Annotated in this window: 18 protein-coding genes; 8 read left to right on the top strand and 10 right to left on the bottom strand. The window is 65.0% G+C overall.

Annotation, left to right across the window (positions count from 1 at the left end):
• Positions 1-20: 20 nt before the first annotated feature.
• Positions 21-959, bottom strand: a complete 939-nt coding sequence (locus tag AB5Y72_RS06315; RefSeq protein ID WP_368198717.1) for an ABC transporter substrate-binding protein — start codon at positions 957-959, stop codon at positions 21-23.
• Between the two features lie 185 nt (positions 960-1,144).
• Between AB5Y72_RS06315 and AB5Y72_RS06310 the strand changes: the two genes are divergently transcribed.
• Positions 1,145-1,876 (top strand): 4'-phosphopantetheinyl transferase, encoded by a 732-nt coding sequence (locus tag AB5Y72_RS06310; RefSeq protein ID WP_368198716.1) that lies wholly within the window; start codon positions 1,145-1,147, stop codon positions 1,874-1,876.
• 58 nt (positions 1,877-1,934) lie between these two features.
• Here the strand turns inward: AB5Y72_RS06310 and AB5Y72_RS06305 are convergent, their stop codons facing one another.
• The 5 genes from AB5Y72_RS06305 to AB5Y72_RS06285 all read right to left on the bottom strand — a co-directional run bounded on the left by AB5Y72_RS06305 (position 1,935) and on the right by AB5Y72_RS06285 (position 8,205).
• Positions 1,935-2,738, bottom strand: a complete 804-nt coding sequence (locus tag AB5Y72_RS06305; protein ID WP_368198715.1) for an amonabactin ABC transporter ATP-binding protein — start codon at positions 2,736-2,738, stop codon at positions 1,935-1,937.
• Between the two features lie 43 nt (positions 2,739-2,781).
• Complete coding sequence (locus tag AB5Y72_RS06300) at positions 2,782-3,831, bottom strand: amonabactin ABC transporter permease subunit 1 (RefSeq protein ID WP_368198714.1); 1,050 nt, start codon at positions 3,829-3,831, stop codon at positions 2,782-2,784.
• A gap of 12 nt (positions 3,832-3,843) precedes the next feature.
• On the bottom strand, positions 3,844-4,860 hold the full coding sequence (locus AB5Y72_RS06295; RefSeq protein WP_368198713.1) for an amonabactin ABC transporter permease subunit 2: 1,017 nt from the start codon (positions 4,858-4,860) through the stop codon (positions 3,844-3,846).
• A 75-nt stretch (positions 4,861-4,935) separates the two neighbouring features.
• Complete coding sequence (locus AB5Y72_RS06290) at positions 4,936-6,909, bottom strand: siderophore amonabactin TonB-dependent receptor (RefSeq protein ID WP_368198743.1); 1,974 nt, start codon at positions 6,907-6,909, stop codon at positions 4,936-4,938.
• A 60-nt stretch (positions 6,910-6,969) separates the two neighbouring features.
• Positions 6,970-8,205, bottom strand: coding sequence for an MFS transporter (locus tag AB5Y72_RS06285; RefSeq protein WP_368198712.1), 1,236 nt, complete (start codon positions 8,203-8,205; stop codon positions 6,970-6,972).
• Between the two features lie 214 nt (positions 8,206-8,419).
• Here AB5Y72_RS06285 and AB5Y72_RS06280 point away from each other — a divergent pair, with 214 nt between their 5' ends.
• On the top strand, positions 8,420-9,172 hold the full coding sequence (locus AB5Y72_RS06280; RefSeq protein WP_368198711.1) for a hypothetical protein: 753 nt from the start codon (positions 8,420-8,422) through the stop codon (positions 9,170-9,172).
• Here the strand turns inward: AB5Y72_RS06280 and AB5Y72_RS06275 are convergent.
• The 3 genes from AB5Y72_RS06275 to AB5Y72_RS06265 all read right to left on the bottom strand — a co-directional run bounded on the left by AB5Y72_RS06275 (position 9,166) and on the right by AB5Y72_RS06265 (position 12,800).
• A complete protein-coding gene (locus AB5Y72_RS06275; RefSeq protein WP_042075354.1) occupies positions 9,166-9,627 on the bottom strand; it encodes a DUF2919 domain-containing protein in 462 nt (153 codons plus the stop codon). The genes AB5Y72_RS06280 and AB5Y72_RS06275 overlap by 7 nt on opposite strands.
• Before the next feature lie 133 nt (positions 9,628-9,760).
• The gene (corA, locus tag AB5Y72_RS06270) at positions 9,761-10,708 is read right to left on the bottom strand and encodes a magnesium/cobalt transporter CorA (RefSeq protein ID WP_042075357.1); all 948 of its coding nucleotides are present in this window, start codon (positions 10,706-10,708) and stop codon (positions 9,761-9,763) included.
• 448 nt (positions 10,709-11,156) lie between these two features.
• Positions 11,157-12,800 carry an electron transfer flavoprotein-ubiquinone oxidoreductase gene (locus AB5Y72_RS06265; RefSeq protein ID WP_368198710.1) on the bottom strand — a complete coding sequence of 548 codons (1,644 nt, stop codon included), beginning with the start codon at positions 12,798-12,800 and terminating at the stop codon, positions 11,157-11,159.
• Between the two features lie 126 nt (positions 12,801-12,926).
• Here AB5Y72_RS06265 and AB5Y72_RS06260 point away from each other — a divergent pair, with 126 nt between their 5' ends.
• The 5 genes from AB5Y72_RS06260 (at position 12,927) to aroG (ending at position 18,724) form a co-directional block, all read left to right on the top strand.
• Positions 12,927-13,676 (top strand): electron transfer flavoprotein subunit beta/FixA family protein, encoded by a 750-nt coding sequence (locus AB5Y72_RS06260; RefSeq protein WP_368198709.1) that lies wholly within the window; start codon positions 12,927-12,929, stop codon positions 13,674-13,676.
• Positions 13,677-13,773: 97 nt separating this feature from the next.
• Positions 13,774-14,703: an electron transfer flavoprotein subunit alpha/FixB family protein gene (locus AB5Y72_RS06255; protein WP_368198708.1), complete on the top strand. Its 930-nt coding sequence runs from the start codon at positions 13,774-13,776 to the stop codon at positions 14,701-14,703.
• A gap of 224 nt (positions 14,704-14,927) precedes the next feature.
• A complete protein-coding gene (gene serC, locus AB5Y72_RS06250; protein WP_209791945.1) occupies positions 14,928-16,016 on the top strand; it encodes a 3-phosphoserine/phosphohydroxythreonine transaminase in 1,089 nt (362 codons plus the stop codon).
• Between the two features lie 172 nt (positions 16,017-16,188).
• The gene (aroA, locus tag AB5Y72_RS06245; protein WP_368198707.1) at positions 16,189-17,472 is read left to right on the top strand and encodes a 3-phosphoshikimate 1-carboxyvinyltransferase; all 1,284 of its coding nucleotides are present in this window, start codon (positions 16,189-16,191) and stop codon (positions 17,470-17,472) included.
• Positions 17,473-17,668: 196 nt separating this feature from the next.
• The gene (aroG, locus tag AB5Y72_RS06240; protein ID WP_368198706.1) at positions 17,669-18,724 is read left to right on the top strand and encodes a 3-deoxy-7-phosphoheptulonate synthase AroG; all 1,056 of its coding nucleotides are present in this window, start codon (positions 17,669-17,671) and stop codon (positions 18,722-18,724) included.
• Between the two features lie 94 nt (positions 18,725-18,818).
• Here aroG and AB5Y72_RS06235 read toward each other — a convergent pair whose 3' ends face one another.
• Complete coding sequence (locus AB5Y72_RS06235) at positions 18,819-19,586, bottom strand: TerC family protein (RefSeq protein WP_042075372.1); 768 nt, start codon at positions 19,584-19,586, stop codon at positions 18,819-18,821.
• Between the two features lie 73 nt (positions 19,587-19,659).
• Here AB5Y72_RS06235 and AB5Y72_RS06230 point away from each other — a divergent pair, with 73 nt between their 5' ends.
• On the top strand, positions 19,660-20,775 hold the full coding sequence (locus tag AB5Y72_RS06230) for an ATP-NAD kinase family protein (protein WP_368198705.1): 1,116 nt from the start codon (positions 19,660-19,662) through the stop codon (positions 20,773-20,775).
• Positions 20,776-20,835 lie beyond the last annotated feature (60 nt).

Here is a 20,835-nt window from a genome sequence, read left to right as displayed (position 1 = left end):
GCCGTCAACCGAGGGCGGGCTTAGTGAGCGATGGAGGCCGCATCCGGTTTGGTCAGCAGTTGCTCTACGTCGTCGATTACCTTGAGCGCCGCCTGGGGGCCGCCGGTGGAGGTCCAGAGCGACCCGTCCACGGCGCCGAAACGCTTGCCCTTGATGGCGCCGAGCTGCTGGAAGGCCGGGGTCTGTTCGGCCTGCTTCATGGCATCCACCGCATCGCCGCTGGTGCTCAGGGTGCCGATCACCAGCCAGTCGCCGTCCAGCAGGTTGAGGGACTCCAGGCTCAGGGCCGGGGAGTGGGGGCTCTTGTCGCCTATCTGATGGGCAGGGCGAGCCAGCCCCATCTCGGTGACCACGCTGCTGGCGAAGGTGCCGCCGTGCATGTAGCTCGGCCCCTTGGGGTTCCAGCGCACTATGCTCACCTGCTCCCCCTGGTGCTTGGCAAGCTTGCTGCGGGCCTCTGCCAGGCGGGCGTCATACCGGGTGAGGAAGGCCTTGGCCTCGGCACCCCGGTTCATCGCGTCGGCGCTGCGGCCGAACACGGTCTTCCAGGGTTCGCCCCAGTTGCCGGTGACGACGGTGGGGGCTATCTCCTGCAGCAGGGCCAGCAGCTCTGGCTTGGTCTGGCCGGTCAGGATAAGGTCGGGCTCCAGATCGATGAGTTTCTCCAGATTGGGGTTGTCCAGATCCCCGACCACGGCGATCTCCTTGCCCGCCTTGTCCAGCAGATAGCGGGGCAGGGTGGACTGGCCGCGTCCATTGACGGTGCCGACCGGCTGCACCCCCAGGGTCAGGGCGCTGTCGAGATCGAGTTCGCTCAACACCACGACCCGCCGGGGCGCATCGGGGACGCTCTGGGGCTGGCCGTTGGCATCGATGACCTGGCGGCTGCCCGCCTGGGCCTGGAAGCCCGTCAGGCTGGCCAGCATGAGCAAGGTGGCCAGCGGGGAGAAGATCTTCATGGTGACATCCTTATGGGTGAAATCGGTGGGCCGGAGCCTGTGGAAAGTGCCTGAGAGCCGCCCGGCCAGCCCCGAATGGGCGGGGATATGCTACCACAAAGCAAGTGAGAAACGTTGTCATTTGTATTTGTGGCATGGCCTCGGCTTGTTTTGGTACCATCGCAGGCCCCTGTCAGGAGCCTTTCATGTTGCCTCTTTGTCCCTCACTCGACGGATCCTTTGTCCGTCAATCCGATACCTTGTGCCTGCCGGGCCTGGAGACGCTGCCTCTTCATCGGGTCTGTTTTGATCCCGCCGCCTTCTCCCCGGAGTGCTTTGGGGCACAGGGCATCATGCTGCCTGCTTCATTGCAGGGGGCTGCCCCCAAGCGCCTCGGGGAGTTTCTGGCGGGGCGTCTCGCAGCCCGCGAGGCCCTGCGTCCCTTCGGTCTTGCGGGAAACTGCGTGGCCATCGGAGCTGCCCGGGAGCCGCTCTGGCCTGAAGGGGTGGAGGGGAGCATCAGCCACAGCGTGCTTTTGGGGGAGGGGGTGGCCCTGTGTGCGGTGCGCCCAGGCAAGGGCGGGCTGGGCCTGGATCTGGAGGCCTGGCTTGAGGCCGACCAAGGGGCGCAGCTCTGGCCCGGCATCGTGGATGGGGAGGAGTGGGGACGGCTGGAGGCGGGGGTTCACGACGCCCAGTTGAGCCTGGCAGAGGGCGTGACCCTGGTGTTTTCCGCCAAGGAGAGCCTCTTCAAGGCGCTCCATCCCAGAGTGGGGCGCTACTTCGATTTTCTCGATGCGAGCTGGTCGGCCATGGGGGCCCAGACCCTGAGGCTGAGTCTGAAGACGGCCCTTGCCCCGGACCTGCCCGCCGGCTGGCGCTGTACCCTGCGCTGGCAGCGGCTGCCGGGAGGCCTGTTTACCCTGCTGGCGCTCTGAATCCGCCAGAACGTCAGACAATAAAAAACCGCCGATGGGCGGTTTTTTATTGTTGGTGTCAGGCGCGCTGCTGGTCCGCCGTTGCTTCGGTGCGCCGGCGCGGCACTATGACGGGGGCCCCGTCGCCGGGGGCGTGCAGTATGTCCACGTCTGTCTGGTAGAGGCGATCGATGAGGGGCTTGGTCACCACCTCCCGGGCCGGGCCCATGGCCTGGATGGCGCCATCCCCCAGCGCGATCAGCTCGTCGCAGTAGCGGGCGGCGGTGGCGAGATCGTGGATGACGATAAGCACCGTCTTGCCCTCGGCGGCGACCCGATGGATGGCCTCCATCACCTCGGTCTGGTGGCCGATGTCCAGCGCGCTGGTGGGCTCGTCCAGCAAGATGATGTCCGCATCCTGGGCCAGCACCATGGCGAGCCACACCCGCTGGGCCTGACCGCCGGACAGCGAACTGGCACTCTGGTGCCAGATGGCATCGAGATGCATCCGCTCCCGGGCCCAGTCCACCATGCGGGCATCTTCCTCGCTCCACTGATTGAACCAGCCCTGATGGGGATGGCGGCCATATTGCACCAGCTGCTCCACCAGGATACCGGGGGGGACCAGGGGACGTTGTGGCAGATAGGCGAGTTCCCGAGCCAGGGCTTTGGCGCCATAGGCACCGAGTGGCTTCTCCTTGAGCAGGATCTCCCCGGACCGGGGCTGCTCCTGTCCCGCAAGGAGCTTGAGCAGCGTGGATTTGCCACCGCCGTTGGGGCCGACGATCCCCACCAGCTTGCCCCGGGGGAGGGAGAAGGAGATCTCCTTGAAGATGGTCTTTTGCGGGTAGCCGAACTGGAGTCGGTTCACGGTGAGCGTCATCGGGCGGCCCTCGGTCTGTGTTGAAAATGGATGAATGCCATGGTCAGTCGGCCTTCTGGCGATCTTTGAGCAGGATGAAGAGCAGCATCAGGCCGCCGAGAATGCGGGTCATGATGCCGGTGGCCACCTCGTGGGGGCTGGCCAGCACCCGCACCAGGGTGTCGCTGGCGAGCAGCATCAGGGCGCCGCACAGGGCGGCAATCCAGAGCGGCACGATGCGATCCCGGCTGAGCCAGGAGGCAAGGATGGGGGCCGCCATGGCGATGAAGACCACGGGGCCGCCGATGGCGGTGCCAAGGGCCGCGACTATGATGGCCTGGGCCAGTACCCCGAGCTGGACCCGGTTCACGTTGACCCCGAGGGTGCTGGCCGTCACCGGTCCCAGGCGCAGCACGCCGAGGGAGCGGGAGAGACAGACGGTCCAGGGGCAGATGAGCAGGAGCAGCAGGCTCACCGGCAGCAGGGTGCCATAGCCCTGACCGACGAAGTTGCCCATGTTCCACAGATAGAGGCTGGTGAGGTGCACCAGGGACTGGGTGGACATGACGAACTGGCCGAGGGCGTTCATCAGCTCCGAGACCCCGATGCCGATCACCACGAACAGGTAGCCCTGCTCCCCCGGCTTGTTGCACAGGGCATAGAGCACGGCGGCGGCAAACAGGGCGCCGAAGGGGGCGGCCCACCAGGGCCAGCTGCCCAGGGTCAGATAGAGGGAGAAGATGATGATGGCAAGGGATGCCCCCTCGTTGACCCCGATCATGTCCGGGGTGGCGAGGCGGTTTCGCACCAGGGTCTGCACCAGGCAGCCCGAGAGTCCCATGGCGGCGCCGGCCACCAGCACCGCCAACAGGCGCGGCAGGCGGATCTTGAAGACGGTCACCTGATCGAGTCGGCTTCCCTCCCCGAGCAGGGTCTGGATCACCCCCATCATGGTGATCTTGCCGGAACCCAGGGTGAGGGCCAGCAGGGAGAGCAGGGTGAGGGCGACCAGGAGCCCCAGGGTGATGAGCCAGGCGCGGCGGTGCAGCAACAGGGTGCGGCTGCCAAGGCGAAGGCAGAGGGTGCCGCTCGGGAGTGAGAGAGAGTTCTTCATGGGCGTGGCACCTTATTTGACGGCCAGCAGGGAGCGGAAGCCGCCGCTGCGCACCACCAGGATGAGCACGGGCGCCCCGATGAGCGCCAGAATGACGCCGTTGGGCAGCTCGTAGGGCTGGATCAGCCAGCGGGCCAGCACATCGGCACCGAGCAGAAAGAGCACCCCGAACAGGGCGGAGAAGCGCACCTGGATGGCGAGGCGTACCGGCTCCACCAGGCGGGCGCAGTAGGCGGCGAGGAAGCCGACAAAGCCGATGGGACCGGCGATGGCGATGGCGCAGGCGGTGAAGAGCGTTGCGGCCAAGAGCACGCCGATCCGTACCCGGGTGGGGCGGATGCCGAGGGCCCTGGACTGGTGATCCCCCATCTGCATCAGGGTGAGGGGGCGACAGAGCGCCAGGGTCAGCAGCAGGGCGGCCAGGGCGAAGGGGACCACGGTGAGTACCGCTTCCAGGCTGGAGGCGGCAAGGGATCCCAAGTTCCAGAAGCGGAACTGCTCCAGCACCACCCGGTTGGAGAGCAGCAGGAAGTTGGAGAGGCCGCCGAAGGTGGCGGAGAGGGCGACCCCCACCAGGATGAGCTTGAGGGGGTTGGAGCGCCCCACCATGAGGCCGAGGCCCAGCACGACGAGGTTGCCGAGCAGGGCCCCCATGCCGGACCAGAGCAGATAGCCGTAGGCGGACTCGACGCCAAACCAGGTGAGGCCTATCACCAGGGCGAACACGGCGCCGGCGTTGACCCCGAGCAGGCCGGGTTCGGCCAGGGGATTGCGGGTGGCGCTCTGCAGCATGGAGGCGGCGAGCGCGAGACAGGCCCCCACCACCAGGGCCGCCAGGGTGCGGGGCAATCGCAGGGTGTGGACTATCATGGCGAGCTTTTCATCGGCCACGAAGGCGGGATCGCCCAGCAGGAAACCGGCGACCTCGCGGCCACCATAGACACCGGCCCCGGTGGCCAGTGACAGACAAATCAGCAGGAAGAGGAGCAGCACGCTGAGCCAGAACAGCTGTGCTTGGTATCTGAGCACGCAAGAACTCCTTTGATACGGGGCGGTAGAAACGCAAAAAGGGAGCCCCGAATTCGGGGCTCCCACAGGGAGAACTTACAGCTTGTAATCGACACCGGCGTAGACGGTACGCCCTTCCAGGATGAAGTCGGCGTCGGTGGCCACCTCGTCACGCTGGGTGTTGGTGAGGTTGGTGATGCCGAGCTTGAAATCCAGCGCCGGGGTGACGGTCCAGTTGGTGTTCACGTCCAGGGTCTGGTAGTGCTTGGAGGTGAACGCCTGGGAGTTGCGGGCCGGCACCTTGATCACCTGGCTGCCAACATATTGCCAGGCCAGGTTGGCGCTGACGAGCTCGCTCGCCTGCCAGTCCAGGCCGAGGTTGCCGGTGTGATCCGGGGTCTTGGCCAGATCGTCACCCGTGCTCCTGTCCACTGAGTCCAGCAGGGTCAGGTTGCCGGTCAGCTTCACGTTGTCCAGCACGTCGACCCAGCCGGTCAGCTCCAGACCCTTGATGCGGGCCTCCTTGACGTTGAGGTAGGTCATCACGGTCGGACGGTAGCCCGGGCCCCACTGATCGCTCTGGATCAGATCCTCGATCTCGTTGTGGAAGCCGGTCACCCCGGCGCCGAAGCGCGCGGCCTCGTAAGCGGTGCCGAGCTCATAGCTGACGGCGGTTTCCGGCTTCAGATCCGGGTTGCCGATCACCTGGCAGGCGCCGCGGCAGGCGGTGGTGGAGAAGCCTTCGCTGGACTGGGCCAGGGTCGGTGCCTTGAACGCCTTGCCGGCGCCACCCTTGATCACCCACTCGTCGGTCAGGGTGTAGAGGGCATAGGCACGGGGGCTGAACTCGGAGCCATAGGTCTCGTGGTGATCCAGACGACCGGAGAGGGTCAGCGCGAGATCGCCGAAGCCGAACTCGTCCTGCAGGTAGACGGCGCTCTGGGTCGCATCCACGCTGCCATTGGCGATGTTGCGGCTGTGCTCCAGCTCGGTCTTGCGCAGCTCGGCGCCCGAGGTGAGCAGGTGATCCCCGAGGTAGCCGCTGACCTGACCGTCCACCGTGTTGTTGGTCTGGGTGATGTCGGCGGCACCGCCATTGAGCTGGGAGTCGTCCATCAGATCGGTCTGCTCGAAGTAGTAACGAGCCCGGCTGTCGAAGTGCTCCCAGCGGCCGTTGTGGGTCAGCCCCAGACTCAGGCGATCGAGCTTCTGCACGTTGTGCGGGGTGGCCGGTGCGGTCGGGGCGCGCGGCACGTTGTTGAAGTAGCTGTCCATGTCGTTCTGGTTGTAACCCAGATCGAAGTCGATGTCCTGGTTGTCCGCCACCAGCCACTTCAGGCTGGTCAGCACGTTGACCACCTCGCGCTTCTCCAGGGCGTCGGCGTCCGGGTTGTTGGACTGATCGCTCTTCCAGTTGTCGCGCTGATACCCTTCCACCACCACGCTGCCCAGCAGCTTGTCGTCGATGAGGGCGCCGGAGACGAAGGCGCTGCCCTGGTTGGCATCGCCGCCTTCCCCCTTGGTGGGCATGCTGTGGGTGTAACCCACGGCGGCTTCCGTCTTCTCCTTGGCCTGGCGCAGGATCACGTTGACCACGCCCCCCAGGGCATCGGCCCCGTACAGGGAGGAGACGGGACCGCGGATCACCTCGATGCGCTCGATGGCGGCCATGGGGATGGAGCTCAGGTCGAAGTCGTTGCCGTAGGCGCTGCCCAGGGTCTCGCGGGCGTTGACCCGTTTGCCGTTGATCAACAGCAGGGTGTAGTCGCCGCCCATGCCGCGGATCTTGATCTCGTTGCGACCCGTGGGGTTGGTGGCGATGATGTTGACGCCGGGCACGTGCTTGAGGGCATCGCCGATGTTGTTGACGTTCATCTTGTCCAGATCGGCACGGGTCACCACTGAGACGCTGGCCGGGGCGGTCAGCTCGGTGTGCTGGGTCTGGGTGGCGGTGACCACCACAGTCTCGTTGGCCTTGACCGACTCGGCCTGGGCGAGGCCCGGCAGAGCGATAAGGCCGAGGGAGAGCAGGATGGGGTTCAATTTAAACGGGCCGTGCTGCAACTGCATTGTCAAAAACTCCATGAATAAAACCGAGGTTATGGGGTCCGGATTCTTCTGATCCGGTGCTCACTGACTTCCTTGTCTGGCAGTACCAGAGGCAGGATTATTGTTATCTCTTGTGCTCTTCAGGCTCCGGATGAGGAGCCAGACGCCGGCGCAGGCCAGGAGGCCGCAGGCGATGTTGATCCAGGCCAGGGTGGCGAAGCCGTGCAGGGCGCCCCGCTCGTCGGAGACCAGGTATCTGGCGGAGAGCAGGCTGCCGAGCCCGGCCGCCACATTGGTGACCGTGCCCTGGAAGGACATGAAGGCGGCGCGCTGATGGGGGGCCGGAATGGCCGCCGTGACCGCGAGGGTGGTACTGGCGCGGGCGGAGCTCAGGGCCATGAAGAGGGTAAACAGCAGATAGACGGGCAGGCCTGCCGGCAGGGCGAAGCCCAGCAGGGTGACCAGGGCCAGCAGCAGGCTGGTGATGAGGATGGCCCCCTGGGCGCGGCCGCGGTCAATCCAGCCGCCGCACAGGCGCATGGTGGCCATGCTGGCGAGGCCGCCGCACAGGTAGAGGGTCGCGATCTGCTCGCGCGGGAAACCCAGGTTGAACTGGAAGTAGTTCGCGAAGTGCGGGATCAGCAGGAAGTGGCCGAACATCTGCAAACAGAGAATGCACAGGGCCCCCTGGCAGAGCGGCGACCCCAGCAACTGGCGCACGCCCTGGCCTGCCGGGGCCCGGTTGACCGGCAGGGACGGCAGCAGCCGGGCGCAGAGCAGGGCCAGCAACAGGCCGCTGGCGCCAAACAGCAGGAAGGGGCTCTGCCAGCCGAGGCACTGGGCCAGGGTGAGGGCGACGGGCACGATCAGGATAGCGGCCAGGGAGAACGCCATGCCCACGTAGGCGAGACGGCGTCCGCGATCGCTTGGGGGAACCAGATCCAGCACCGCCGCCATCAGGATGGCGGAGAGCGGGCCCGCCACGCAGCCGGACAGGATAAAGAGCAGCAGCAGGGTCTGGCTATCCTCGGCCAGGGCGCAGGCCATCAGCAGCAGGAAGCGCAGCGTCAGCAACAGGATCAGGGCGGGCTTGCGATTGACCCGATCCATCCAGGGGGCGGCCAGGAGCCCCATCAGGGCGGCGGCCAGGGTGGCGCCGCCGCTGAAGTCACCGGTCTGCTCCGGCGCCATGCCGAGACTCGTCACCAGATCCGGCCCAAGGGGCATCACCATCATCATGCTGCCCATGGAGAGCATGTTGATGAGCAGGGCCAGATGGATGGCAGCAGGGGTGGGGACGACGGGTTCTGGCTTCATCAGAGGCTGACTCGAAAAAATGAGTCCGAATTGTATCCGAGGGTTTTTGATGTGACAACAAATGATAACCATTTTTATTTGTATTGGGTGGTCTCTCAATGAGTCTTTATGAAGGAGGTTCCCGCCATCCGGCGGGAGTCTGGACGAGCACGTTCATTGCAATCGGGGTGCCATGGCCCATGATGGCAGGAGTGATGGATGCGAGGGGAAGGCGATGACGAGAGTGTGGTTATATGGGGTGCTCGGGTGCTGCTGGCTCTGGGCCCAGCCCCTGCGGGCCGAGGTCAAGGTGATCCCGGTGTTTGAGGCGCAGGCCATGGTGCAGACCCTCAAGGAGATCTACCCGGATCTCGGGGTGAGCGCCATGGGCAACCAGCTGGTGCTGAGCGGGACGCCCGCCCAGTTGCAGGAGGCCGAGGCAACTCTGGCCCAGCTCAACCTGCCCCCCCAGAGCCTGCTCATCGAGTGGCGGGTGGCGGGGGCGTCCAGCAGCCGGCAACTGGGAGTGGGTGTTGGCAATGACAATGCCAGACGAGAGTGGCTGGTGGAGGGGGGCGCGGAGGATTACCAGCGCACCCAGCAGGACAACTGGCAGGTACGCGGCCTCTCCGGGCGGCCCGTGCTGCTGCAGATGGGCTCCTATCAGCCGGTCACCTTCTACCGGTGGCAGGGGGGGAGGGTGGTGGCCATGATGCCGCTGGTGAACGGCCTCTACGCCACCGCGACCCTGATAGGGGAGAGGGTGCAGGTGGCGCTCAGCAGCGAGCAGGCTCGCCTGGAGAGAGGGGATGTCAAGACAGGCCAGAGTGCCACCGAGGTGAGCGGCGCGCCGGGTGAGTGGATGACGGTGGGAGAGCTTTCCACCACCCAGGGAAGCCAGGGGGCCGCGATCGCCAACCCATCAGGCATAAACACGGCCAGCGGCAGCGAGCGCCAGACCCTGCAGATCCGGGTCACCCGTCAATGAGGCTGATCCACGGCGTAATCCCGCAACTGGCGGCTCTTTAGCAGATACCAGAGCGCCCAGAGGCTGGCGATCAGCACCAGGGCGGTGGGCCAGCTGAACGACCACTGCTGCAGGTTGAGGCTGTGCAACTGCATTACCAGGCCGCTCGCGGTGGAGCAGAGCAACAGGGCGCGGCTGTGGCGCCTGAGCCAGGCGCGCGGGCTTCGGGTCTGGCGATAGGTGCCGCCGCAGGCGAGCAGCGCCAGCATGGCGGGCAGGTCGGTGAGCAGGCTGAGATAGAGGGTGATCCTGTCCGGGTAGAAGAGGGTCAGGATGGCGCTGCCGCTCTCCCGGGTGACGCCGGCCATCAGAAACAGCCAGACCGAGCGGGTCAGCAGCAGGGCGATGGGCCAGAACCAGAGCGGCGGGCGCAACTGGCCGTGATCGTCGTAGCGGTGTTCGGGGTAGAGGGTCATAAGGCCCGTTCCGGGGTTGAACTATTGATGCAGGGGATATGGGGCGGGGGTCTGCCCTTTGCAAGGCGGGGGAATTAATCGGGGGGCCCTGCCCCCCAATCCACGTCTCTCTTGTCCGGTGCCCGGATGGCCGTTACAGCCAGCCCTTGCGCTTGAAGAAGAGGCCGGTGCCGAGGGACGACATCACCATCAGCACCAGGGACATCGCGTAGCCATACTCCCAGGCGAGTTCCGGCATGCGGCCGAAGTTCATGCCGTAGATGCTGGCGATCAGGGTCGGCGGCAGGAAGATGACGGCGGCTACCGAGAAGATCTTGATCACCTTGTTCTGCTCCAGGTTGGTTACCCCCATGGAGGCCTCCAGCTGGAAGTTGATCTTGTCGAACAGGAACTGGGTGTGGGGCAGCAGGGACTCCACGTCGTGCAGCATCTCGTCGATCCACTTGTTCTGCTCGCTCGTCATGCGCTGGCGCAGGCTGCGTTTGAGGAAGCGCAGGGCGCGGCGGGTATCGTGCAGGGAGAGGCGGATCTGGCCGTTGGCCTCTTCCTGGGCCATCAACTCCTTGAGCATGGGGTTGATCTGGTCCGGTTCGAAGATCTGATCGGCGGTGTTTTCCAGGGTCTTGTACCCATCTTCGATAAGGTCGGAGAGGTATTCGACCTTGAGGTTCTGCACCTCCAGCAGGATGTCCAGGGCATCTTCGACTTCCAGCCTGTCCTGGCGCATGTAATGGCGCAGCAGGCGCACCAGACCGATGTCATCCTCGCGGATGCTGATTAGCAGGTTGTTGCGCAGGGTAAAGGAGACGTGGACACCCTTGGTGTCGCGGCCGATGCGCTGGGGGAACAGGGAGTGAATGTGCAGACCGTCGGTGTCCCAGTAGAAACGGGCGGACGCCTCGATGTCATCCAGCTCTTCCTTGTCGGGGACCTCTTCCAGGAACAGGCCCGTCAACCATTCTCGCTCCGCTGTATCCGGCTTGTAGGCATCCAGCCAGACGGTGTTGTCGGGGACGATGTCGTCCGGCCCGAGCGTGACTATGTCCAGCACCTTGTTGTTGAGAATGTAGGCGGTGATCATCTGTCCCCCCTTAAGAAGTCATGGGTAATCAGGGATGGTTGCACAGGTTCATGCGGCCTTAGATCGCACGGAAAGCGATCCCATGAAATAGCATAACGAGGCCGATGGACAACCTGAATGCGGCGAACTATACAGGGGCGGGCCCCGCTTGTCAGGGCCTATTCATCGGGGGTTCAGCCTGTTTGCTCAAAAAAGCGGCGAGGTCGGAGCAGCGGATCCGGCCGCGAAAGCGGGGATCCTGGCGCCGCCCTTTCCCATCCCCCCATGGGGGAGGTTGAGCCGTCTTCTTGTGGGTTGTGGGGCGCAGACCCCAGCCGTAAAGGGGCCGCGGCGGTGGATCCTCAAGGCCACCGGCTTCCTCGCATATCGGGATCGTGGGGCCCCAAACCCCCTGGGGCGGGCCGGGACTGTATTCTGGTACCGAGCATCCCGGATATAGCGGGTCTCCTCACATATTGGGATAGTTGGGCCCCGAGCCCCCCTGAGGCGGGGTCCAGACGATGTTCTGACTGGGGTCCTTGATGTCGCAGGTCTTGCAGTGGATACAGTTGGCTGCGTTGATCTGCAGCCTTGGCCGGGTCTCTTCATCCAGGATCTCGAAGACGCCGGCCGGGCAGTAGCGCTGGGCGGGTTCGGCCCAGGTGGGCAGGTTGACCTCGACCGGAATGCGCGCGTCCTGGAGCCTCAGGTGGCAGGGTTGATCCTCGTCGTGGCTGGTGTTGGAAAGATAAACGGAAGAGAGTTTGTCGAAGCTGAGCCGCCCGTCCGGCTTGGGATAGTCGATGGGCTGGCAGCGTCCCGCCAGGCGCAGCTGGCGGTAGTCCGGCTCCCGATCCTTCAGGGTGAAGGGGGAATTGCGAGCAAAGAGGCGCTGCTCCAGCCAGTTGAAGGCGCCTCCCAGCCAGGGGCCGAAGCGGTGCAGGGCGGCGCCGAAGTTGCGGGCTGCGATCAGCTCCCTGGCCAGCCAGCTCTGTTGCAGCGCGTCCTGATACTCGGCCAGATCCCGCCCCCCTTCATCGCCCTCGCGCAGGGCCATGGCGACCGTGCTGGCCGCCAACATGCCGGACTTCATGGCGGTGTGGATCCCCTTGATGCGGGAGAAATCCAGGGTGCCGGCGTCGCAGCCGATGAGCAGGCCGCCGGGGAAGTGCATGCGCGGCAAGGAGTGCCAGCCCCCCTTGGCGATGGCGCGGGCACCGTAGCTGATGCGCTCGCCCCCCTGCAGGGTCTGCGCGATGAGCGGGTGGTGCTTGAGGCGCTGGAACTCGTCGAAGGGGCTGAGCCAGGGATTCTGGTAGTTGAGATCGACGATAAGGCCGACCGCCACCTGATCCTGGGCCAGATGATAGAGATAAAAGCCCCCCTGGCTCTTGCTGCCCTTCCCCTCGCCGAGCGGCCAGCCGCTGCCGTGCAGCACCCGGCCCGGGTGGGACTGCCCCGCCGGCACCTGCCACAACTCCTTGAAGCCGATGGCGTAATGTTGCGGCTGGATCCTGCTCTCCAGGTTGAACGCGTCGATCAACTGCTTGCCGAGGTGGCCGCGGGCCCCCTCGGCGAACAGGGTGTAGCGGCCATATAGCGCCATGCCGGGCACGTGATCCCCCTTGGGGTTGCCCTCCCGATCCAGCCCGAGATCACCGGTGATCACGCCTCTCACCCTTCCCGCCTCCAGAATGAGCTCGCTCGCGGCGAAGCCCGGGTAGATCTCCACCCCCAGGGCCTCGGCCTGTTTGCCGAGCCAGCGGCAGAGGTTGCCGAGGCTGATGATGTGGCTGCCGTCGTTGTGCATGCGCGGCGGCACCGCCCAGTGGGGCAGTTGCAGGGCGCGGCTGTCGCTTTGCAGCAGGTGCACCTGATCGTCGTTGACCTCGACTCCGAGCGGAGCCTGTTGCCACGTATCCGGCAGCAGCTCCTTGAGGGCGACGGGGTCGAACAGGGCGCCGGAGATCAGATGGGCGCCGATCTCGGCCCCCTTCTCCAGCAGGCAGACCGAGAGGGCCGGGGCCTGCTGCTTCAGTGCGATGGCGGCACTCAGGCCTGCCGGGCCGCCACCGACGATGACGACATCAAATTCCATTGCTTCGCGTTCCATCTTGCCTCTGCACTCGACTTGGCCTAGGGTAGTGCTGGTAGTTTACGTAAACGTAAATCACTTTGTCAGCAGAAAAGTGAGTGACGACAAGGTGGACCCACACAACAGGCACGAGGGATGACCGCCATGAAGCTGCTGGTCGCAGTCAAACGGGTCGTTGATTACAACGTCAGGATCCGGGTCAAGGGCGATGGCTCCGATGTGGAGCTCGCCAATGTGAAGATGGGTATGAACCCGTTTTGTGAAATCGCGGTGGAGGAGGGGGTCAGGCTGCGGGAAGCCGGGGTGGCGAGCGAGCTGGTGGTGGTGACCTTGGGCCCCGAGGCCGCGGCCGAACAGCTGCGCCACGCCCTGGCCCTGGGGGCGGATCGGGCGCTGCACTATGTGACCGACGAAATCCTGACTCCGCTCACCGTGGCCAGGGCGCTGCAAACGGTGTGCGAGCAGGAGCAGCCCAGTCTGGTGCTGCTCGGCAAGCAGTCCATCGATTCTGACAACAATCAGGTGGGGCAGATGCTCGCCGCCCTCAATGACTGGCCACTCGCCACCTTCGCTTCTGCCATCAGGCTGGTGGAGGGGGAATTGCAGGTGACCCGCGAGATAGACGGCGGCCTCGAGACCCTCGGCATGGCGCTGCCCGCCGTGGTGACCGTGGACTTGCGCCTCAACGAGCCGCGTTTTGCCTCGCTCCCCAACATCATGAAGGCGAAGCGCAAGCCGCTGGAGAGCCAGCCGTTTGCCGCCCTCGGGGTGGTACCGGCCGGCCAGACCCGGCAGCTCGGGGTGATGGCGCCGCCGGTGCGCCGTGCCGGCATCAGGGTGGGCTCGGTGGACGAGCTGCTGGACAAGCTCAAGCACGAAGCCGGGGTGCTCTGATGGGCGGGGTAGGGATGCCTCCCGCAGGCCAGGGCGCCGTGCGTGGGGCAAGGGCCCCGGGGAGCGAGAGATCAATGGATGACATTAAGGTGCTGCCATGAGCGTACTTGTGATTGCGGAACATCATCAGGGGCGGATCGTCGACAACCTGGCCCAGCTGGTCACGGCGGCGGGCCTGCTGGGGGGCGAGGTGCACCTCCTGCTGCTGGGGCAGGGGCTGACGGAGGCGGGCGAGCAGGCCGCCGCCCTCACGGGGGTGAGCCGGGTGCTGCTGGCCGAGCACCCCATGCTGGCTGAGGAGTTGAACGACGGGGTCGACAAGCTGCTGGCCAGCGTGGTGAAGGACTATCAGCACTGCCTGATGGCGGCCAGCAGCCAGGGCAAGGATCTGCTGCCGCGGGTGGCGGCGCGGCTCGGCGTCGAGATGATCGCCGAGGTGATCGGCATCGAGGGGCCCGATACCTTCCTGCGCCCCATCTATGCGGGCAACGCCATTGCCCGGGTGGCGAGCAGTGCCCCCGTCAAGGTGCTCACCGTGCGGCCCACCGCCTTCGCCAAGGCCGGACCCGGCGGCGGTCACGCCGTGATAGAGCGTCTGCCGGTGACCGAGATGTGCTGCCGTACCCGCCTCATCGAGCGGCGTGCGGTGCGCTCGGCACGGCCCGAGCTCGGGGCGGCCCGGGTGGTGGTCTCCGGCGGGCGGGCGCTCGGTTCCAGGGAGCAGTTTGCCCTTATCGACGCCCTGGCGGACAAGCTGGGGGCCGCGGTCGGGGCGTCGCGGGCGGCGGTGGATGCAGGTTATGTCTCCAACGACCTGCAGGTGGGACAGACCGGCAAGGTGGTGGCCCCCGAGCTCTATATCGCGGTGGGCATCTCGGGCGCCATCCAGCATCTGGCGGGGATGAAGGAGTCCAAGGTGATCGTCGCCATCAACAAGGATGCCGAGGCCCCCATCTTCCAGGTGGCGGACTACGGCCTGGTGGGGGATCTCTTCACCCTGCTGCCGGAGCTCACCGCCAAGCTGTAAATCTGTCGACGCGGGGCGGGAGGCGTCAATGGTGCGCGCTTGCTCCCATATCCACGCATGTTCTCTGCAAGCCCTGACTCGTTCAGGGCTTTTTTCTGGTCGGTACCCGGTGGCGCGGGGGCAAAAGCTTGCGCCGGATCCCAAAAAGCCTTTGCCCCCACGGGGGCCTGTCGTGTAAAAACGTTCGAGTCATCGATCACTCTCATCCACTCACGGAAAGCGTCATGAGCAAACAGATTTACAACTTCTGCGCCGGCCCCGCCATGCTGCCGGTTGAAGTCATGGAGCGCGCCCAGCGCGAATTTTGTAATTTCCAGGGGCTGGGAGCCTCGGTCATGGAGCTGTCCCACCGTGGCAAGCCCTATATGGCGGTCGCCGAGAAGGCCGAAGCGGACCTGCGCGACCTGCTGTCCGTGCCGGACAACTACAAGGTGCTCTTCATGCACGGCGGCGGCCGGGGCCAGTTCTCCGCCGTGCCCATGAACCTGCTGGGGGGCGCCAACAAGAAGGCGGATTACCTGGTGACCGGCGTCTGGGCCCAGAGCGCCGTGGATGAAGCCCAGAAATATGGCGACATCCAGACCTTCCAGGGGGTGGCCAAGAACGAGCAGGGAGTGTCCCACCTGCTGCCGACGCCGGCGTTTCGCACCGATGCCGCCTATGTGCACTACTGCCCGAACGAAACCATCGACGGCATCGAGATGTTCGACATCCCGGCCACCGGCGATGTACCCCTGGTGGCGGATCTCTCCTCCACTATTCTCTCCCGTCCCCTCGACGTGAGCCGCTTCGGCATCCTCTATGCCGGCGCCCAGAAGAATATCGGCCCCTCGGGCCTGGCCATCGCCATAGTACGGGACGATCTGCTGAACCAGGCCCGCGCCGACGTGCCCTCTGTCTTCGACTACCGGCTCACCGCCAAGCACGACTCCATGTTCAACACGCCGCCCACCTACGCTTGGTATCTGGCCGGCCTGGTGTTCGAGTGGCTCAAGGAGCAGGGGGGGCTTGAAGCGATGGAGGTGCGAAACAAGGAGAAGGCCGACTTCCTCTACGGCTACCTGGATCAGTCCAGCTTCTATGGCAACAAGGTGGATGCGGCCTGCCGCTCCCGCATGAACGTGCCGTTCCAGCTCAAGAACGAGGCCCTGGACGGACTCTTCCTGGCCGAATCGGAGGCCGCCGGCCTGCTGGCGCTCAAGGGGCACCGCATTGTCGGTGGCATGCGTGCCAGCCTGTACAACGCCATGCCGCTGGAAGGGGTCAAGGCCCTGGTGAGCTTTATGGATGACTTCGCCAAACGCCACGGCTGAGGCGTGTTTCCCCGATAGCATTGACGCCGGGAATGCCCGGCGTCTGTTTTTCCAGAAGATCCTGACCGCCGACGTTCTCGTCCCGGTTTTGTGCCGCCGCCGGTCTTGCCGCGCGGGGCGCGGGCTGCTAACGTCCGGTCAGGTGATTTACTTGAGATCGTACAGGAAGTCTATGAATTCGTTGCGTTTGGAACCCATTTCTAGCGTGGCCGGGGTGGTCAATCTGCCCGGCTCCAAGAGCGTGTCCAACCGGGCCCTGCTGCTGGCAGCCCTGGCCCGTGGCACCACCCGGCTCACCAACCTGCTCGACAGCGACGACATCCGCCACATGCTGGCGGCGCTGACCCAGCTTGGCGTGAAGTACAAGCTCTCCGCCGACAAGACGGAGTGCACCGTGCTCGGTCTGGGTCGCAGCTTCGCGGTCAAGGATCCGGTCAACCTGTTCCTCGGCAACGCCGGCACCGCCATGCGTCCGCTGTGCGCCGCGTTGTGTCTGGGCTCCGGCGAATACACCCTGGGGGGCGAGCCACGCATGGAAGAGCGCCCCATCGGTCACCTGGTGGATGCCCTGCGCGAAGCGGGCGCCCACATCCAGTACCTGAAGAAAGACGGCTATCCGCCCCTGGTGGTGGATGCCAAGGGGCTCTGGGGCGGCGACGTCCACGTCGACGGCTCCGTCTCCAGCCAGTTCCTGACGGCGTTTTTGATGGCGGCGCCCATGGCGGCCGGCGACACCCGCATCCACATCAAGGGGGAGCTGGTCTCCAAGCCCTACATCGACATCACCCTGCACATCATGAAGCAGTTCGGGGTGGTCATCGAGCACGACGACTACAAGGTGTTCTACATCAAGGGCAACCAGAGCTATGTCAGCCCCGGTGACTTCCTGGTGGAAGGGGATGCCTCCAGCGCCTCCTACTTCCTCGCGGCGGGGGCCATCAAGGGCAAGGTGCGGGTCACCGGCATCGGCAAGCACAGTATCCAGGGGGACATCCACTTCGCCGACGTGCTGGAGAAGATGGGCGCCCGCATCACCTGGGGCGACGACTTCATCGAGGCCGAGCAGGGCGAGCTGCACGGCATCGACATGGACATGAACCACATCCCGGATGCGGCCATGACCATCGCCACCACGGCGCTGTTCGCCAAGGGCACCACCACCATCCGCAACATCTACAACTGGCGCGTGAAGGAGACGGATCGCCTGCACGCCATGGCCACCGAGCTGCGCAAGCTGGGCGTGGAGGTGGAGGAGGGGCACGACTTCATCACCGTCACCCCGCCAGAGCAGCTCAAGCACGCGGCCATCGACACCTACAACGATCACCGCATCGCCATGTGCTTCTCCCTGGTGGCCCTGTCGGACACCCCGGTCACCATCAACGATCCGGGTTGTACCTCCAAGACCTTCCCGGATTACTTCGACAAGCTGGCCAGCGTCAGTCAGGCCGTTTAAGCCCGTCGGGCCCGCCTTGGTGCGGGCCTTTTCGTTTCTGCTCCCCGCCAGCTCCCGCCTTTAGCAGCATTGATAAAACTTGCAAGGTTACGTAATAAAATTCTTTATCAGGGAATGTAATTTTCTATTTACACCGTCCCGGCAGAGGGCTAGATTGGGATCTCTTCATCGCAGTCATCTAGCAGGAAACTTGGTCATGCAGCATCAAACCGACGACGTTCGTATCAGTGAAATCAAAGAGTTATTGCCCCCGGTTGCGGTGCTTGAGAAGTTTCCGGCGACCGAGACCGCATCAAATACCGTGTTTGAATCCCGTCAGGCCATCCACAACATCCTGGCCGGCGAGGATCGGCGCCTGCTGGTGGTGATCGGCCCCTGCTCCATCCACGATCCGGTTGCCGCCCTGGAGTACGGCAAGCGCCTCAAGGTGCTGCGCGACGAGCTGAAAGATCAGCTGGAGATAGTGATGCGGGTCTACTTCGAGAAGCCGCGCACTACTGTGGGCTGGAAGGGGCTCATCAACGACCCCTACCTCGACAACAGCTGCCAGATCAACGACGGCCTGCGCCTGGGGCGCAAGCTCTTGCTGGATCTCAACGACATGGGGCTGCCGACCGCCTCCGAATTCCTCGACATGATCACCCCGCAATACGTGGCGGATCTGATGAGCTGGGGGGCCATCGGCGCCCGCACCACCGAGTCCCAGGTACACCGCGAGCTGGCCTCAGGTCTCTCCTGCCCGGTGGGCTTCAAGAACGGCACTGACGGCACCATCAAGGTGGCCATCGACGCCATCGGCGCCGCCAGCGCCCCGCACCACTTCCTGTCGGTGACCAAATACGGCCACTCCGCCATCGTCTCGACTCGGGGCAACCCGGATTGCCACATCATACTGCGCGGTGGCCGCGAGCCGAATTACAGCGCCGCCCACGTGGGCGAGGTGGTGAAGGGGCTGGAGAAGGCCGGTCTGCAGCAGAAGGTGATGATCGACTTCAGCCACGCCAACAGCAGCAAGCAGTTCAAGAACCAGATGCTGGTGGCCGAGGACGTGGCCGGTCAGCTGCGTGCCGGCAGCAAGGCGGTGTTCGGCGTCATGGTGGAGAGCCACCTGGTGGAGGGTCGCCAGGATCTGGTGGAAGGGTGCGAGCTCACCTTCGGCCAGAGCATCACGGACGCCTGCATCGGCTGGGCCGATACCGAGGTGCTGCTGCGCAACTTGGCGGATGCCGTGGCTACCCGCAACGCCCTCTGAGTAGACGGGCAGGCCCTGCCCGCCTACGGCGATGAACAGACAATAAAAAAGCGCGACCTCGGGTCGCGCTTTTTGTTGGCTCTTGAAGAGGGGCTTACTTGGCCCGCTCCTGATGGCCGCGCAGGCGGATGTTGATCATCTCCACCACCAGCGAGAAGGCCATGGCGAAGTAGATGTAACCCTTCGGAATGTGCAGATCCAGCCCCTCGGCCATCAGGGCGACCCCGACCAGGATGAGGAAGGCGAGGGCCAGCATCTTGATGGTGGGGTGAGTGTCGACGAAGTCGCCGATGGCCTTGGCGGCAAACATCATGACGCCCACGGCGATGACGATGGCCAGCACCATGACAGGCACGTGATCCGCCATGCCGACCGCGGTGATGACGGAGTCCAGGCTGAAGATGATGTCGAGGATGGCGATCTGCACCAGGGTCGACAGGAAGCCGGCGGTCTTGCTCACCACCCCCGCCTCTTCGGCGGCCCCTTCCAGGCTCTGGTGGATCTCGTGGGTACTCTTGGCGATGAGGAACAGGCCCCCCACCAGCAGGATCAGATCCCGACCGGAGATGGCTTCATTCAGCACGCTGAACAGCGGCTCGGTGAGGCGCATCACCCAGGCCAGGGAGAGCAGCAGCAGGATGCGGGTGCCCATGGCGAGCCCCAGCCCCAGGATCCGCGCCTTCTGGCGCTGTGCCTCCGGCAGGCGACCCACCAGGATGGAGATGAAGATGATGTTGTCGATGCCCAGCACGATCTCGAGCAGGGTCAGGGTGGCGAGCGCGACCCAGGCGGAGGGGTCAGCAATCCATTCCAGCATGATTGAACCTTGGTTGAACTTTGGTTGAGGGGTGAAGTCGCGCATTCTAGCAGGGGGTTATGGCTTGTCCCAGTGGCGGGAAAAGATAAAAATGGCGGCGATCCAACAGGAGGGAAACATGTTTCGATTAGGGCTCATCATCAACCCCATCGCCGGTATCGGCGGGGCCGTCGGTCTCAAGGGCAGCGACGGCATGGTCGCCGAGGCGCTGGCGCGGGGCGCCGTCCCCAAGGCCCGGGAGCGGGCCCGCCAGGCCCTGGCCCCTCTGTGCGAACTGACCACGGCGTTCGAGCTGCTGACGGTGGCCGGGGAGATGGGGGCCGGGCTCGCCGCCGAGCTGAACCTGCCCCATCGCATCGTTTACCAGCCCGCCGGGGCACAGACGAGCGCCGAGGATACCCGGGCCGCCGCCCTGGCCCTGCGCGAGGCTGGGGTGGATCTGCTGCTCTTCGCCGGCGGCGATGGCACCGCCCGGGACATCTGCGCCGCGGTGGGGGAGTCCTGCCATGTGCTCGGCATCCCGGCGGGGTGCAAGATCCACTCCGGGGTCTACGGGGTGACGCCGACGGCGAGCGGCCGGGTGGTGGCACGGATGATCGCCGGCGAGCTGCTGAGCCTGGTGGATGCCGAGGTGATGGACATCGACGAGGAGGCGTTCCGGGCGGGCAAGGTGCGTGCCCGCCACTACGGCCAACTGCTGGTGCCCGGGGATCTGCGCTACGTGCAGGCGACCAAGCAGGGCGGAAAGGAGTCCGAGGAGCTGGTGCTCGCCGATCTCGCCGCCGGGGTGGTGGAGCAGATGGAACCCGATACCCTCTACCTGATGGGGTCGGGGAGCACGGTGGCCGCCTGCATGGCGGAGCTGGGTCTCGAAAATACATTGCTCGGTGTGGATCTGGTGGAAAATGGCCGGCTTATCGGGCAGGATCTGTCCGCCGCGGATATCCTGACCCGGATCCGCGGCCGTCGCTGCCGTCTGATCATCACCCTGATCGGCGGTCAGGGACATCTGTTCGGGCGCGGAAATCAGCAATTGAGTCCAGACGTGATCCGGGCCGTCGGGCGAGACCATATCCAGGTGCTCGCCACCAAAGCCAAGCTGGCGGCCCTCGATGGCCGTCCGCTGGTGGTGGATACCGATGACCCGGCACTGAACCGGTCGTTGAGTGGTTATCTGCGCATAACCACGGGATACAAGGATCAGGTCATCTACCCGGTGGCCAACCCGGAATAGGACATCAAGGATGCGGCTGGCCTGGCGCCAGAGAGCCGCGATCAACCGGATCGCGGTTTC

Origin of the sequence: Aeromonas sp. R7-4, assembly GCF_040908055.1 — a bacterium.
GTDB classification, from domain to species: Bacteria; Pseudomonadota; Gammaproteobacteria; order Enterobacterales; family Aeromonadaceae; genus Aeromonas; species Aeromonas sanarellii.
The sequence above is the reverse complement of the archived record's forward strand: the minus strand, read 5'-3'. Positions and strand labels throughout refer to the sequence as shown.